This is a genomic window from Terribacillus sp. JSM ZJ617 (assembly GCF_044383785.1).
Classification (GTDB): domain Bacteria; phylum Bacillota; class Bacilli; order Bacillales; family Amphibacillaceae; genus Terribacillus.
Window position 1 is genome coordinate 111,631 of the sequence record NZ_JBISEQ010000006.1, and the last position, 16,452, is coordinate 128,082.

At 36.7% G+C, this 16,452-nt stretch carries 16 protein-coding genes; 7 read left to right on the forward strand and 9 right to left on the reverse strand.

Annotated elements, in window-relative coordinates; translation table 11 throughout:
- Nucleotides 1–16: 16 nt before the first annotated feature.
- The 5 genes from merP to ACH6C1_RS17130 all read right to left on the reverse strand — a co-directional run bounded on the left by merP (nt 17) and on the right by ACH6C1_RS17130 (nt 2,196).
- Entirely contained in the window at nt 17–400 is a 384-nt protein-coding gene (gene merP, locus ACH6C1_RS17110) for a mercury resistance system substrate-binding protein MerP (protein WP_374079402.1), read from the reverse strand.
- A gap of 14 nt (nt 401–414) precedes the next feature.
- Complete coding sequence (merT, locus tag ACH6C1_RS17115; RefSeq protein ID WP_000660891.1) at nt 415–711, reverse strand: mercuric transport protein MerT; 297 nt, start codon at nt 709–711, stop codon at nt 415–417.
- Nucleotides 708–995 (reverse strand): mercury resistance MerE, encoded by a 288-nt coding sequence (gene merE / locus ACH6C1_RS17120; protein ID WP_254912385.1) that lies wholly within the window; start codon nt 993–995, stop codon nt 708–710. The genes merT and merE overlap by 4 nt, the downstream gene beginning before the upstream one ends.
- A complete protein-coding gene (gene merR1 / locus ACH6C1_RS17125; RefSeq protein WP_029343398.1) occupies nt 992–1,390 on the reverse strand; it encodes a mercury resistance transcriptional regulator MerR1 in 399 nt (132 codons plus the stop codon). The genes merE and merR1 overlap by 4 nt, the downstream gene beginning before the upstream one ends.
- Nucleotides 1,391–1,467: 77 nt before the next feature.
- Nucleotides 1,468–2,196, reverse strand: a complete 729-nt coding sequence (locus ACH6C1_RS17130; RefSeq protein ID WP_001073002.1) for an organomercurial lyase MerB3 — start codon at nt 2,194–2,196, stop codon at nt 1,468–1,470.
- A gap of 432 nt (nt 2,197–2,628) precedes the next feature.
- On the opposite strand from ACH6C1_RS17130, the gene ACH6C1_RS17135 reads away from it, so the two are divergent.
- From ACH6C1_RS17135 to ACH6C1_RS17155, 5 genes are all read left to right on the forward strand, one after another.
- Nucleotides 2,629–3,186 carry a recombinase family protein gene (locus ACH6C1_RS17135; RefSeq protein ID WP_029343401.1) on the forward strand — a complete coding sequence of 186 codons (558 nt, stop codon included), beginning with the start codon at nt 2,629–2,631 and terminating at the stop codon, nt 3,184–3,186.
- A gap of 14 nt (nt 3,187–3,200) precedes the next feature.
- Nucleotides 3,201–6,152 carry a Tn3 family transposase gene (locus ACH6C1_RS17140; protein WP_374079214.1) on the forward strand — a complete coding sequence of 984 codons (2,952 nt, stop codon included), beginning with the start codon at nt 3,201–3,203 and terminating at the stop codon, nt 6,150–6,152.
- Nucleotides 6,153–6,387: 235 nt separating this feature from the next.
- Complete coding sequence (locus ACH6C1_RS17145) at nt 6,388–8,805, forward strand: heavy metal translocating P-type ATPase (RefSeq protein ID WP_374079217.1); 2,418 nt, start codon at nt 6,388–6,390, stop codon at nt 8,803–8,805.
- Between the two features lie 19 nt (nt 8,806–8,824).
- Complete coding sequence (locus ACH6C1_RS17150) at nt 8,825–9,004, forward strand: hypothetical protein (protein ID WP_374079219.1); 180 nt, start codon at nt 8,825–8,827, stop codon at nt 9,002–9,004.
- A 15-nt stretch (nt 9,005–9,019) separates the two neighbouring features.
- Nucleotides 9,020–9,655, forward strand: coding sequence for a nitrite reductase (locus tag ACH6C1_RS17155; protein ID WP_374079221.1), 636 nt, complete (start codon nt 9,020–9,022; stop codon nt 9,653–9,655).
- Nucleotides 9,656–9,778: 123 nt separating this feature from the next.
- On the opposite strand, the gene ACH6C1_RS17160 is transcribed toward ACH6C1_RS17155, so the two are convergent.
- The 4 genes from ACH6C1_RS17160 to ACH6C1_RS17175 all read right to left on the reverse strand — a co-directional run bounded on the left by ACH6C1_RS17160 (nt 9,779) and on the right by ACH6C1_RS17175 (nt 14,307).
- Nucleotides 9,779–11,296: a multicopper oxidase family protein gene (locus ACH6C1_RS17160; protein ID WP_374079224.1), complete on the reverse strand. Its 1,518-nt coding sequence runs from the start codon at nt 11,294–11,296 to the stop codon at nt 9,779–9,781.
- Nucleotides 11,297–11,553: 257 nt separating this feature from the next.
- Nucleotides 11,554–12,135, reverse strand: coding sequence for a YdhK family protein (locus ACH6C1_RS17165; protein WP_374079226.1), 582 nt, complete (start codon nt 12,133–12,135; stop codon nt 11,554–11,556).
- Nucleotides 12,136–12,253: 118 nt separating this feature from the next.
- Nucleotides 12,254–12,931, reverse strand: a complete 678-nt coding sequence (locus ACH6C1_RS17170) for a response regulator transcription factor (protein ID WP_374079228.1) — start codon at nt 12,929–12,931, stop codon at nt 12,254–12,256.
- Nucleotides 12,928–14,307 carry a sensor histidine kinase gene (locus ACH6C1_RS17175; protein WP_374079231.1) on the reverse strand — a complete coding sequence of 460 codons (1,380 nt, stop codon included), beginning with the start codon at nt 14,305–14,307 and terminating at the stop codon, nt 12,928–12,930. Before ACH6C1_RS17175 ends, ACH6C1_RS17170 begins: the two co-directional genes overlap by 4 nt.
- 233 nt (nt 14,308–14,540) lie before the next feature.
- Here ACH6C1_RS17175 and ACH6C1_RS17180 point away from each other — a divergent pair, with 233 nt between their 5' ends.
- A complete protein-coding gene (locus tag ACH6C1_RS17180) occupies nt 14,541–14,870 on the forward strand; it encodes a four-helix bundle copper-binding protein (RefSeq protein WP_374079234.1) in 330 nt (109 codons plus the stop codon).
- A gap of 558 nt (nt 14,871–15,428) precedes the next feature.
- Entirely contained in the window at nt 15,429–16,331 is a 903-nt protein-coding gene (locus ACH6C1_RS17185) for a C39 family peptidase (protein WP_374079237.1), read from the forward strand.
- The last annotated feature ends 121 nt before the right edge of the window (nt 16,332–16,452 follow it).

Sequence of the window (16,452 nt, forward strand, 5' to 3'; positions counted from 1 at the left end):
TAAAAATATCCTCCTTTTATTCGACGGGGAGACCCAAGTCTGAAACCTCCGTCTTAATTGCATCTAAATTGGTTTTCGTATCATCAAAAGAAACCGTTACTTCCGCGGTGCTTCCATTAACTTTAATGGCTGTTTTGCTAGCACCTTCAACCTGTGCAATGGCATCTTCCACAACTGATGGCGGGCAGCAATCCATCCCTGCTATAACCATGAATGTCCCCGTCTTCTCAGCTTCAGTAATAGCTTTTACATCCTTCTCTGAATTCATAGCAGTTGTTTTCACTTCACTCTTAGATACTTCAGTTTTTTGGACTTCTTGTTCGTTACTGCATGCACTAACCACTAGCATAAGGGATAGCAACATCATAATCCTGATTATTTGTACTTTCACATAATACACCCCATTTTTTATAGTCAACTTTCAACTGAAAATAAGAAAAGAAACATGGTAAAAACAAGGAACGTTGTAATCCATAAGCCAATGACAGAACTTTTCCTTTTACCCTTTCTTCCATAAACCATATAAAAGGAGTACGCAAGAAGGACAATGGTAACGATGCTGAACAATAACCGATACTTCAACGAGTAGAATGCGATTGCGCCTGCAAACCCAGTGAGTCCAAGGGGAATCAAGATTAGTGGACCCAGGCAACAACCCGCCATAACAAAAGCTGAAAATACAGTGGCTACTTGTGAAACTTTTTCTTTCATGACTTGAACTTCTCCATGCTGCAACAATCATGTGTGGTTGTATCTTTCTTTGTTTCCTCTTTTGTTTCTGGATCAAGTTTTCTCCAGCCCTTGAAAAGAGCGAAAACGAATAACAGACCCATCATGATGAAAATAACATTTTTAAATTCCGTGAAGTATGATCCCAGTGCTGTTCCTGCAATCAACGGAAGTAGTAAAAACAGATGACACGGGCATGTGATGAGTGCGACAAGAAACCAACCTGAACTTTTTATTATGTTTTTCATTTCTGTTTCACCTCTTATTTCTTCATCAGTGTTTCAATAATGGAGCATTCGTAAATATCTTTGTTTTCGGGACATCTTTCTTTAAGATCCATCAGCATTCGTTCAATCCTTTTAAGATCTTCAATTTTACGTTGAATGTCCTCTATCTTCAAAATAGTGAAATCATACATATCACGACACTTCGCTTCATCGCGATCGACAACCCCTAGCAATTTATCAATTTCATTTAAGGTAAATCCTAATTCCTGCATTCGTTTTATGAAATGCAATCGATCGACCGTTTGTTGGGAATACATTCGGTATCCTTTTTCCGTACGTTCAGGCTCTGGAATTAAGCCTAAACGCTCATAATATCGAATGGTCTCCTTGTTAACACCGCACTTGTCAGCCAGTTCTCCGATACGAAATTTCATACGTCTCACCTCACTTACAGCATAAACCACGTACCTTAGTACAGGGTAAATATATAGTTTACTTCATTCATGAGATTTTACTTACCCTTAGAGCCAGATAACGTGCCGCCAAAAACAGCAGCCCCAACCTCAAAGGCTTCCGCAAGAGTCAGCTTGTCCTTCGCCGTTGTTGAATTCTTTTCATTCGCTTTTTGCCAATGTTCCTCAGAACAATAAAATTGAATGGCTGGGCAACAGCTGGTAGAAATGGACGTTGGCTCATTCGATTCGCAAGAAGAATCGCAGCATGCGTTGGTATCGGCAGCATCCGTTGTTCCCAAGCCTACAACCACGGTATCAGGATTGGCAACGGGCATGTTGTTTTTCACATCGATGGTAATCTTTTCACCGCAAAATGCACATTCCGATTCAATAACGGCATCTGTAAACATCGATGGAATGCCAAGGGCATCAATCGCACACATGGAATAAGCTGGCAACATTCCAGCCAATGTAACACGGTGTGGAGTCGGAACTCCTGAAAAAGGATACGCCACGTTCACATCCCCAGAGTTTTGGTCCCAGTGAATTAAATCCAATTCCCTTAAACGTTGAAGAGCAGATTGGACATCAATTTGTTCCTCTGTTGCAGTTAAATCATTGATGTTGACGATTTTTCCCTCAGCCATGAAAAGAAGAATGTCTAAACGGATACTATTTTCTGAAGGAGACAATAAACGGATTTTTCCCTCAAATCCTTCTTCTGGCAAACCAAGTGATTGTAACACCTTGTCCTTTAACGAAGTATTCAAATGATTTTGATTCATGTTGCTGCCTCCTCTATTTGATCTGCAATTATTTACAGGAATTTTTCTTCCTAGTACAGAATAAACCCTGTACCATAGTACAGGGTCAAGTATGATTTATTATTTTATCTTCTAAAACTAAACTATCCCATTAGTTAAGTATAACCTTACCATCTATTCTGAAATTTAACATAGATATCCAATTTTCTTTAAAAGTGTTGTTCCACAATCTGGCCCGATTATTGAACAAAATTAAAAAAGCCATTTAATTCATTAGTTCATGGACAAATCACCATAAACGACCGTTTTTGGTTATGAATAGAGAACTTCTCTAAAAACCTTAAAAACTACTTAAATACATAACCAAAAATATAACCAAAATCAAAAGACCAATATATCTATTTAAAACCCCTTTTTGGTATAGTTAACATATTAGAAAAGGGGAGATTTGTGTTGAAATTTGGATATGCACGCGTAAGTACACAAGATCAATCATTATCATTACAACTCGATGCATTAGCTCACTACGGAGTGGATCAGATTTTTGAAGAAAAAGAATCAGGAAAAATGAAAAATCGACCTCAATTAGATGAACTACTTAAAGTTTTACGTAAAGATGACACGGTCATTGTTTATAAATTAGATCGTATCAGTCGTAGTACCAAACATTTAATTGAGCTTATGGAATATTTCGAATCAAAGGAAATTCATTTTGTTTCCATACAAGACAAGATCGATACCACAACTGCTATGGGACGGTTCTTTTTCAGAATGTTAGCCAGCATAGCAGAATTAGAACGAGATATTATTAGTGAACGAACGAAGGATGGATTGACGGCTGCTAGAGCTAGGGGAAGAAACGGAGGCAGACCGAAGGTTGATTTAAAGAAAATAGAACTTGCTATAAAAATGTATGAAAGCAAAGATTACTCTTTATCTCAAATTAAGACGGCAACAGGCATTGGAGCGACAACCTTATATCGTTATCTAGAAAAGAAAAAAGATATCTAGCAAGGAGTTGTAGCATGAGAGGGAAAGAATTACTAACAGAAGATCAAAGAACGGAATTTGTACGAATTCCAGCTGATATGAGCGAAAGTGAACTAGAAACTTATTATACTTTTTCACAATATGACCTTGAAATTATTAAACGACACAGAAGAGATCATAATCGATTAGGCTTTGCTGTTCAATTATGTGTTCTACGCTATCCTGGATGGTCCCTTTCAGATGTTGGACCTATTCCAGATTACATAATCGAATACATAGCTAGCCAAATAGATGTTAATCCTAATTCATTTTCTTTATATGCCCAACGAGAGCCAACTAAACATGAGCATATGGAAGAAATCCGTCAAGTTTATGGTTATCAAAATTTTTCCTTAGGGAACTATCGCAAGGCAGCTCAGTTTCTTTTGAATCATGCCCTTCAAAATGGAAATTCAATGTATCTTCTTCGTACAGCACAAGAAGAACTACGTAATCAGAAAATTATTCTCCCTGGCATGACTACTATAGAAAGGCTTGTTTGGGAAACTCGTCAACGAGCAGAGGAAAGGATTTTTAAATCATTAACTTGTACTCTTTCCAAATGGCAAAAACAAAAGTTAGATAAACTTATAGATCCATTTGTAGACAATAGAAAAACCCCTTTAGCATGGCTGAGGGAGCTTCCCGGCCAATCTTCACCTGAAGCCTTTTTAAAAGTCATAAAGCGCTTAGAATATATTCGAGAATTAAAATTAGAAATAAATACAGAACAAATCCATCCCAATCGGTTACTTCAATTATCTCGTATTGGAGCACGGTATGAACCACACTCATTTCGAAGATTTAAAGAAATGAAGAAATATGCAATTCTTGTTGCCTATCTAGTAACACTAAGCCAAGATCTAATTGACCAAGCAATTGAAATTCATGATAGACAAATGATGATTTTACAATCAAAGGGTCGTAAAACACAAGAGGAAATGCAAAAAGAAAATGGAAAAGCAGTGAATGAAAAAGTCGTGCATTTTGCAGATATTGGTGCTGCACTTATTCAAGCACGAAATGAAGGGCTTGATCCATTTAATGCTATTGAAATGATTATGCCGTGGGATAAAATTGTTTCTTCCGTTGAAGAAGCCCAAAAATTAGCCCGACCGATGGATTACGATTATCTAGATTTGTTAGAAAATCGGTTTTCTTATCTAAGAAAATATACTCCTACTTTTCTTAAATCTCTTGAATTTCGTTCTACACAAGGTACAGAGCCATTATTGCAAGCCCTAAAAACGCTAAATGAAATAAATGAATCTGGTAAAAGAAAAATTCCAAATGATGCCCCGGTAGATTTTATTCCTAAACGTTGGAAGAAGCATGTTTATGGTGATGATGGAATAATTAACCGGCACTATTATGAGATGGCTGCACTAACAGAGTTGAAAAATCATATTCGTTCAGGCGACATATCCGTAGTCGGTAGTAGACTTCATAAAGATTTTGAAGAGTATCTTGTTCCTAAAAAAGATTGGACAACAACTCGTCTTACGAAAACTAAACTAGCCGTTCGTTCATCGGCAGATGAATATATTGAGGAAAGAAGAAAGTCACTAGCTCAACGCCTTACATGGGTTTCAAATAATCTTGATTCTCTAGAAGGAGTAAATATCGAAAAGGCTAAGATCCGAGTGGACCGTTTGGAGAAGAATACACCCGAAGAAGCGAGAGCTTTTAGCCTGTCTTTATATAATATGTTGCCAAGAATAAAGCTCACTGATCTTTTAATGGAGGTAGCACACTGGACAGGATTTGATGAAATGTTGATACATGCCTCAACCAATCGCCCACCAAAGGGAGAGGAAAAAGTAGTTCTCATGGCTGCTCTCATGGCGATGGGAACTAACATAGGTCTTACTAAAATGGCAGAAGCGACACCAGGAGTTACCTATCATCAAATGGCTAATGCAGCGCAATGGCGTTTATTCGATGATGCTATAAGTCGTGCACAAGCGACATTAGTAAATTTTCAACATAAGCTTAAACTAGCTTCCTATTGGGGAGATGGAAGTACCTCTTCCTCTGATGGAATGCGCGTACAGGTTGGTGTTTCATCGTTACATGCCGATGCCAATCCACACTATGGGTCTGGAAAAGGGGCAACCATTTATCGATTTACCAGTGATCAATTTTCAAGTTTTTATACGAAAGTCATTAATACCAATGCTCGTGATGCTGTACACGTTATCGATGGATTACTTCATCATGAGACAGATTTAAATATTGAAGAGCATTTTACAGATACAGCTGGCTACGCCGACTCAGTATTTGGATTGAGTCATTTACTAGGATTTCGTTTTGCACCAAGGCTACGTGATTTAGCTGACTCTAAGCTATTCACCATCCAAACGCCGAATGAATTCCCAAAACTAGAAAATATACTCCGTGGTCGTATTAATACTAAAATTATTCAAGAGAATTTTGATGACGTATTACGTGTAGCTCATTCTATTCGAGAAGGAAAAGTGTCTGGTTCACTTATTATGGGGAAATTAGGGTCATATGCGAGACAAAATAAACTTGCAACTACTTTGCGAGAAATGGGGAGAATCGAAAAGACCATTTTTATTTTGGATTACATATCTAACGAAACACTACGCCGTCGAATTCAGCGAGGACTAAATAAAGGGGAAGCCATGAATGGGTTAGCAAGAGCCTTATTCTTTGGAAAACGAGGTGAGTTACGAGAACGAGGAATACAAGACCAACTACAACGTGCAAGTGCTTTAAATATTCTAATAAATGCTATTAGCGTATGGAATACCGTTTATCTTACAGAAGCAACAAAATTATTGAAGGAAAAGGGGAATTTGAGAGAAGATTTACTTAAACATGTTTCTCCGTTAGGATGGGAACACATTAATTTTCTTGGTGAATACAACTTTGATGCAAGTAAAGTAGCAAGTCTACATTCACTACGCCCTCTTATTCAATAATACTAAAAGCCGATGATTCCTTAGCGTAGGAAAAATCGGCTTTCTTTATGTCGAAATTTGCTTAGCGTATGTTTTCCGCGTTTTGTTGGTAGGACCCCTAAAAGAAATTTCAGATACGATTGAAGAACAAGGATACGATGTCGTATAAACAAGCATTTCCACTATAAATCGTGCTGAACACAGCACGATTTTCTTTTTCACCTAGCTACTATAAAAGGTAAGGAGTGAGATCAAGATGGAGAGCAAACAAACAAGTCTGCAGATCACTGGTATGACATGTGCAGCCTGTGCTACAAGAATAGAAAAAGGCTTAAAAAAAGTTGAGGGTGTACAAGATGCTAACGTTAATTTCGCACTGGAGAAATCAAGAATCACTTATGATCCTTCAAGAACAGATCCCAAAGAGTTTGAAAAAAAGGTTGAATCTCTAGGGTATAAAGTTGTTAATGACAAAATTGAGTTTGATGTAACCGGTATGACGTGTGCAGCCTGTGCCAATAAGGTTGAAAAAAGATTGAACAAGATAGAAGGAATATCACAAGCTACCGTGAACTTTGCTCTGGAAACTGCAAGTGTTACGTATAATCCTGAAGCAGTAGAAATACCAGCAATGAAAGAAGCGATTAAAAAAATAGGTTATGCATTGGAAGACAAACAGGGCCACGTAGAAGGTAAAGAGAACCACCGAGAACGGGAAATTCAAAAACAAACAGGAAAATTTATATTTTCTATACTCCTTTCTCTGCCACTTCTGTGGGCAATGGTAAGTCATTTTGAATTTACAAATTTTATTCCTGTTCCTGATATGTTCTTAAATCCTTGGGTGCAGTTGGCATTAGCTACCCCAGTCCAATTTGTGGTTGGCGGTCAGTTTTATATTGGTGCCTATAAAGCATTACGTAATAAAAGCGCCAATATGGATGTTCTTATTGCGTTAGGAACATCAGCCGCCTATTTTTACAGCATTTATTTGAGCATAAAAAGTATTGGAACCAACACTCATATGGTTGAACTATACTTTGAAACCAGCGCAATTCTTATTACGTTAATTATATTAGGAAAACTGTTTGAAGCACGCGCTAAAGGACGTTCATCAGAGGCAATTAAAAAGCTCATGGGACTGCAGGCAAAAACAGCTTTAGTTTACCGTGATGGTGAAGACATTAACATACCGATTGAGGAAGTGGTAACCGGCGATGTTGTTTATGTAAAACCTGGTGAAAAGGTCCCCGTGGACGGAGAAATTATTGAAGGACATTCTGCGCTTGATGAGAGTATGATTACAGGCGAAAGTATCCCCGTTGATAAATCAATTGGAGATAACGTTATAGGGTCTACTATTAATAAAAATGGTTTCTTAAAAATATCAGCAACAAAAGTCGGAAAAGACACTGCTCTTTCTCAGATCATTAAAGTTGTAGAAGAAGCCCAAGGCTCTAAAGCCCCTATTCAGCGTCTTGCTGATAAAATTTCTGGTATTTTCGTCCCTATTGTAGTAGCAATTGCTTTTATTACCTTCCTTATATGGTATTTTGTTGTGTCACCTGGAGAATTTGCAGTAGCTCTTGAAAAATTAATAGCTGTCTTAGTTATTGCTTGTCCTTGTGCGTTAGGACTTGCAACTCCTACTTCAATCATGGCTGGATCGGGCCGGGCAGCTGAATTCGGTATTCTATTCAAAGGTGGAGAACATCTCGAAACCACTCATAAGCTTGATACAATCATACTTGATAAAACTGGTACAGTAACTAACGGACAGCCAGTACTTACAGATGTTTATGTTGTGGATGGAGTAGAAGAGGATCAATTTTTGCAACTAGTCGGAACTGCTGAAACCAACTCGGAGCACCCGCTTGCTAAGGCTATCACGGATGCAGTCAAATCACGAGGTATAGAATTGTCGGCATCAGAGAGCTTTGAAGCAATTCCGGGATATGGAATAAAAGCTGTTGTGAATGGCAAGGAAATTTTTATTGGAACACGCCGTTTAATGAACCGAGAACAAATAACAGTTGAAGGCGAACTGTCAACCATGCTTGAACTTGAGAAACAGGGTAAAACAGCTATGCTAGTTGCTGTCGATAAGCGTTTTGCAGGAATTGTGGCCGTTGCAGATACAGTGAAAGAATCTTCGAAAGATGCAATTATGAAACTAAAAAATCTGGGGCTTGATGTAATAATGATTACAGGAGACAACAAGCAGACTGCAAATGCGATAGCTGAACAAGTTGGAATTGCTCATGTAATTGCAGAAGTATTGCCTGAAGGTAAAGCAGAAGAAGTGAAAAAACTGCAGTCACAAGGCAGGAAAGTAGCAATGGTTGGAGATGGGATTAATGATGCACCTGCTCTAGCAAATGCAGATATTGGGATGGCCATTGGTACAGGAACAGACATTGCTATGGAGGCTGCTGATATTACGTTAATACGCGGTGACCTCATTAGTATTGCTGATGCAATAACTATAAGCAAACTAACAATACGAAACATTAAACAAAATTTGTTTTGGGCTTTTGGCTATAACTCATTAGGAGTTCCAATTGCAGCAGTTGGATTCTTAGCCCCTTGGTTAGCAGGTGCAGCAATGGCATTTAGTTCTGTTAGTGTTGTGCTGAATGCCTTAAGATTGCAACGAGTCAAGTTAAATAAATAAATCTGCCGGAGGAATGGTTATGAAAAATAAAAGGATCCTCATTTGGGCGTTATCAGCAGTTGTTTATCTAGTTCTTGTAATAGCAGCATACAGTATTTATGATACGGTTCAGGGTTCAGAAAAAGAGAAAAACCATGACCAGCATAGTATGCAAATGGAGTCTGTTAATGTAGAGACTAGCAATGTGTTAATGGGCTAAAAGAGAAGGGGGAAAATGATGATTAATGAACCGACTGTAAAATTAGCAGTCAATGGAGGGATTTCTTTTGGTTCCAAGTTAAACGCTAAGCAATTACAAACGATCATAAAGTACCTGAAAGACGATGAAGAGTTAGAGTTAACGACTTTCCAGCAACTTTATCTGACGGTCCCAGAAAAACAAATGGAACAGATAAAAGCAGAGTTTGAAGAAGTGGGTTTATCCTGTTACCCGGTAGGAAACACCGTGAAAAGTTTAAGAACTTGTAATTTTTGCAAAGGTGCTGACGAAGAAGGAATGCCAGTGGCCATTAAATTAAATGAGCTTATCGCCGGACAGCCGGTTCCCTTTACTCTTCGACCGGCATATACAGGATGCCCGATTGGTTGTGGAGAACCTCTTGTAAATGATATAGGGATTATGAAAGTAAAGGAAAAATTTGATCTTTATATAGGTGGTTATACAAAAGGTACCAAAGCACAAACAGGCAAACTCCTTTTCGGTAAGTTAGATGAAAACACATTGTATATATACGTGAACAACCTTATCCGACTTTATAGCGATAATGGAAGGAAAAGAGAACAGTTTTACCGTTTTGTTAATCGTTATGGATTTGATACGATTAAAGAAGAAATTGCAGCTATATCATAAATATAAAATAGCTGTATATGAGCGAAATAAAAACACCTTCAAGTTTTAGGATTGTTGCTATCCGAAACTTGAAGGTGTTTTTTATAGGGACATCAGGACCTCATGAGTTATTAGTTAGGAACGTTATTCCGGCTTATTATTTACATCTGGATCTGGTGAAAAGTCAACAATGTAATCTTTATATGAAACTAAACTAACCATCCCGGCAGATGCATGGTGTAAATCATGACAATGGAATAGCCAGTTACCAGGATTATCTGCTTTAAAAGCCACAATGTATTCATCTCCCGGTTTTACGTTAATAGTATCTTTTAAAATCGGCGCCCCTTCTGCGGGCTTGCCATTTTTACTTAAAACCTGGAAGAAATGTCCGTGTAGATGCATAGGATGATCTTCTGAATCGGATTTGTTAACTAATTTCACTTTAACCAGATCACCCTTTTCTACTTGTATATTATCAGTATCAGGATATGTTTTTCTGTTAATTGTATACACAGTAGCATTATTTTTTGCTTCTGTATTCAAATTCATGGTATATTCCACGTCATATATTTGATCTAGTGTAAAAGCAGCTTTCTTATCTTCGCCATAAGTCATAAAATCAAATTTCGGTAAATCTATTGTATCATTTGGTTTATCTGTAGATTCATTTTCCTGATTTTCATATTGTATTCTTGCCTTCATCCCTTTCGTACCTTCAATTTCTCCATGGCATTCTAAATACCACTCCCCAGGATTATCAGCGGTGAATTCAATATCATAGCGCTCGCCAGGCGCAATGGAGAGTAATTGATCTTTGATGTCATCAGGATTTTTAATTTCTTGTCCGTCTATTGCAACAACTTTGAAATCATGACCATGTAAGTGAATCTGATGAGACATAAATCCAATATTCGCAAGACGTAATCTGACCTTCTCTCCTTCTTTAACCGTTAAAGTTTCAACTTCATCTCCACTTTTGCCGTTTATAGTGAAAATATCATAATTACTCATATCATCTGCCATGCTTTTCTCTTCAGCTGACTCTTCGCTATCTTCCATACCGCTCATGTTCTCGTGATTCATATTAGCCATATCCATAGTCACCGGATTGCTCATCCACTCATCTAACATCATTACATAATCTTGATCATAAGATACCTCATCCGGCTCCACGATCAGAGAACCATACAATCCTTTATCTACCTGGTTTACACCATCTTGATGTGTATGATACATATATGTGCCGGGTACAGAAGCGGTAAAATTATAAGTATAGGAATCACCCGGTTGAACAGCATTTTGGGTTACTCCGGGTATCCCGTCCATATTATTCTCCAGAGGCACTCCATGCCAATGAATGGTGACCGGATCAGGGAGTTTATTTTTTAAATTTATCTTTATCTCTTCTCCTTCTTTTACTCTGAGCTCTGGACCTGGAACAGAATTGTTAAAGGTCCACGCTTCCACGTGGACTTCACTGTTCAAAGAATGTGCGGCTTCTTCAGCAACCAAATCAAAAGTATTTCCTGTTAGCACTTCCGTTTTTTCTGTTTCCTTCCGGCTGCTTTCTGTTTGTTCGGAATCTGTGCTTTCTGCTGATGAGCATGCACCTAATATAAACAAAAATAAGAGTAAAAACCCTGCTATCTTAAGTTTCATTATCCTTCCTCCATTCATAAACAATTAAACTCTAACAAACAGTTTTGCAGAATCTGATGATTTAATATAAAGGAAAAAAGGATTTAGGAATAAAAAGCTTCTAGAGATATTAATATCTATAAAATTTCTCGATAACGTATTGCTACAACAAATTATCCCTAAAATAGCAGGCTATGTCTTTCTCTATTTATTCAATGATTTGACCAGAAATAAACAAAAACAGGCTATCCTATACGGCTAGCCTGTTACGTGTTATTTTATTCAGCTGACAATTCACTTTCTGTTAACCATTTGTGGTTTGTTACTTCTTCTCCATCGGTTGTAGAAGTGTAATCAACCATATAGACTGTAGTGTCTATTGCTGAGTCAATTACTGCAGCAGCCCCATTCATGCCTTCCATATGTTCAGCATTAACAGTAACTTCTTCTCCTGGCTCATACGGTTCGTTACCTGCTCCTTCAATTTCTTCTTGTATAATCCATTTATGGTCTTTAACTTCTTCTCCGTTATCTGTTCTAGTATAGGAAATAGAATATGCTGTGGTATCATAAGCACCTACAATAGTTGCTTCCGCTCCATCCATGCCTTCCATGTGATCAGCTGAGATAATCGCTTTGCTTCCGACTTCATATGTAGGATTATCAGCTTCCTGTAATCCCTCAGGGATTTCACCAGAAGTGGAATGGTTCATACCCTCCATGCTATCTTCAGAACTAGATGAATGGTCCATATTCTCCATACTGTTATCTTGACTGTCTTCACCATTGCCACAAGCAGCTAATGTGAACACCGTTAATAATGAAGCGGCTGCCATTAATAGTTTTTTTCTTTTAATCATTTGCAATTTCCTCCTTTTATTAAACTCTATCAATAAATTTTGCAGAAATTATGCATCAGCCTTTTAATTTTTAATATATTGTGTAATTGAATATTGATTTATACATCATGGATAACTCTCATTGCTTGTCAGTCCACTTATAGCCTACTCCCCAAACTGTTTCAAGATACAAATCTACAGGGAAATCAGCCTGTCTAAGCTTTTCACGGATATTTCGCATATGAGAATCGATAGTTCGGTATTCTGTAAAAGAGGTGTTCCCCCATATTATTTCTAATAAATGATCACGGGAGAATACTTTGTTTTTATTTTTTATTAATAACCCAAGTAATGAAAACTCCTTTGGTGTAACTTGGATATATTGATTGTTATAAGTTAATTCATGGGAGTCTTCATCCCATATCAATCCTTCAAAGTTTATTCGATCACTATTCAATACGACTGCCCTTCTTAATACAGCATCAATACGTGCTAACAATTCTTCTTCATCAAAAGGTTTTGTTACATAATCATCTGCCCCAATTTTTAATCCTTTTACCACATCAATCTTTTCATTTCTGGCTGTCAGCATGATAATTGGTACCTCTGAAAAAGATTTAATTTGTTTACATGTTTCCCATCCATCTAAATCCGGCATCATTATATCCAGTAAAATTAAATCGGGTCTTTTTTGCTTCATGAGAGCTATTGCTTCTATACCAGATTTAGCTTTTATTGTGATATAAAATCTGGAAAGATATATAGTCAACAAATCGAGCATTCTCTCTTCATCATCTACTAATAATATCGTCTTCAAGGTGTTTCACTCTCCTCAAGGGTAATGCTAAACGTTGTCCCTGTCCCCACTTTACTTTTAACAGTCAGTTTGGCATGATGTGCTTCTGCCAATTCTTTTGCTATTGATAATCCAAGACCCGTACCACCAGAGTCTCTTGAACGTGACTTTTCAACTCGGTAAAAGCGTTCAAATATATAAGGGATTTCTGCTTTTGGAATACCATATCCTTGATCTATTACATCTACTACAATATTATTCCGCTCTCTCTGTGCCTTGATAATAGTCCTAGTGTTTTCCTCAGAATATTTTAAGGCGTTATCTAACAGATTTCGGATAATCTGTTCGAATCGGATAGGATCGATATAAACAATGTAATTATCTTTACATTGTATCTCTAATGATTTGTTTCTTTCCTTAAATACTGGGAGAACACGTTCATATATATCATACAGATAGGGTTGAAGTTCTACAGGCCTAGTTTCGATTTCAAATATATTTCTGTCTATACGTGCTAGATCAAATAAGTCTTTCAGCATTTCATTTAGCTTTTCGGATTCTTCAAATATAATTGATAAGTATTTATTTCTCTCCGTTCCGCTAAGTGTTTGCCTTCTTGCAACGTCCGCATACCCTTTAATATAAGTAAGTGGTGTTCGGAGTTCGTGCGATATACTAGCTAAGAATTCGTTACGTTCTTTTTTTAAATGCTGCAGTTCTCGTGTCAGTGTCTTAATGGATCTTCCTAAATCACCAAGCTCGTCCTCTCCCATTTTGGGTAGCTCCGCAGTGAAATCACCCATAATTAACTTCTCTGTTGCTTTTTTCATTCTAATCAATGGATTTGTAAGTGCCCGAGTTAAAAATATTGCTGTAACAATCAACAAAATAAATGTTATAACTGCTGCTATGATGAAGTGATGATTTAATCTGCTAATCAAGTCCTGTACTTGGGCAGTGCTCCTGAACATATATACATAGCCTGAACCATTATCATTTGTGATATATGGTGTTACTGTTGATAAATATTTTTCGCTTTTCCAATTATCTTCTAAAACCTTGCCAATGCGGGGCACAACAGAAAGTTCTCTGTTCAAAACAGTTGTGATCTCATTATCTCTTTCTGTAGAGGATGCCAAAATGTTATGGTTTTGATCTGTAATGATTACTTCTGTTTCTGCACTTTGTTCCATTACTGCAATATGATGCAGTGTTTGTTCATCGTAAGTATCTTCTAAGACATCTCTATGGCTGTTACCTCTACTTTGGAGCGCATATAATTCCTCTTCTATCCTACTGTCAACAATACCGGTATGTAGTATATAAAAAAGAATAACTTGCAATAATACCATTGCTAGGAGGAACCATAAACTTAGCTTAAATGAAATTCTATTCATATAAATTTTTCACCACTCATTCTAATCATATCTTACATAAAAAGTATGAAGAAAGTATGCATTGATCTTACCTTGCTTAGTATTGCTTATTTTTTTCTTACCCTCTTTATTTATGCTCTACCAAATAAATTTGGAGATGTTGTGCAGTTTTAAAGGAATTTTATTGTTTCTGTTTTACCCAACCTTGCTTGGGTATACTATCAGAGAAAATTAATTCAAGAGGGGGAAGAACAATGCCTGAAAGTTATGAAGAGTGTTTAGCTGCTTGTTTAGAGTGTATGAGAGCATGTAATACTTGTTATGATGCTTGCCTACAAGAAGATGATATCAAAATGATGGTGACGTGCATTAGAATGGATAGAGAGTGTGCAGATATCTGTGCTTTAGCAGCCAAAGCTATACAAACAAACAGTCCATTCGCACCTCAAATTTGTAACCTATGTGCAGAGATATGCGAAGCTTGCGGCAATGAATGTAAGAAACATGACATGGAACATTGTCAGAAATGTGCTGATGCATGTTTTAAATGTGCAGAAGCTTGCCGTCAGATGGTGCACAATTGACCTTATCAAAAAAAGAGTATGCATTTTATGCATACTCTTTTTTTCGAAGTAACAACTCTAATATAGTTCCTTTGCACTTCCACTTCATAAAACTGGCAACTTAATTATAAGGATTCTGCATAATTTCTACACAAATACATTGTATAGTATTGAATATTAAATATCTTCTTAAGGGGAAATCAGCATGACTTCACTTCAAGAAACAATGGACATCCACGCAGTAAAATTTGAGTCTGTTTATCAAAGAACACTATTAAAGAACGGACAACTAACAATCCCCAGGAATTTGCAGACCCTTTTAGACTATGAATTTGGAGATTATTTATATATCTATATAAGTAATAAATATATTGTGATCAGCAAACATCACACTAATACTACATTGAACCAATGCGTGTTTAATAACAATAGAATTTCGATACCTACCGAGATACGTAGAATCCTAAGAATTACAGCTGAAACCTTATTAGAAATTAAAGTATCTAAAGAAAAAGAATCTATATTTATTAACCCACTATAATAAAAGCAATTATAGATTAACAATAAAGAGGTGAAACATTGTTATTATGGCTTAATGGATGTTTAGCTCTTTTGTTGGTTATATTAATTTATTTGAGTAAGACAGAAAGTTCACATAGAAAATTGATAACTACATATACCATATTGTACAGTATTGGCACTTTATCACTGAGCACTTATAACATTTACGATAGTAGAAGCTACTGGGTTCCTACAGTTGAAAATGTATTTGTACACGGCAAAAAAATAAGTGAAAAAGTAATGAGCAAAAATATTACTTTGCATCAGGAAAAACAATTAGACAATGAAAAAAAGGTAAAAGATCCTCTAAGGATTAAAGGTAATGTCTCCTTGGATGTTCCCCTTATCGGTCAGTTTCCTGAACTTCCTAGAGGGTGCGAGGTAACAAGTTTGGCAATGTTATTAAAATATTACGGTTACAAGACTGACAAACTTACATTAGCACAAGAAATAATAAAGGACGAAACTAAATATCAAGAGATAAACGGGAAGGTTCATTTTGGAAATCCTAATACTGGATATGTCGGGAACATGTACACGTATAATGAAAAAGGCTATGGTGTTTATAATGGTCCAATCGAAGAACTTGCAAAGCGATACGCTTCTACTAAAGTAGTTAATTTAACTGGACAAAATTTTGAAAAGGTAATTTTACAGATAAGTAACGGTAGACCAGTGTGGGTAATAACTAATACTACTTTTAAAGAACTTCCTGAAGCTTATTTTGAAACGTGGCACACGGAAAAAGGTGAAATTAAAATAACAATGAAGGAACACTCTGTTGTAGTCACAGGATACGATAATAAGTTTGTATACTTTAATGATCCTATCACTGGGGAAAAAGGGTATGCAACCATTAAAGATTTTAGAGCAGCTTGGATTCAAATGGGAAAGCAGGCTATAACGATTAATGACAAATAAATCTTTATGTAGAATTGGTAATTTGAAAATATAATCCGTTATTTTCTACTTACAAAAAAAGACAAGCAGCTTTGCCGGTGCTATATCGTGACTTATTCTTAATACTAAAATAAGCCTCAAT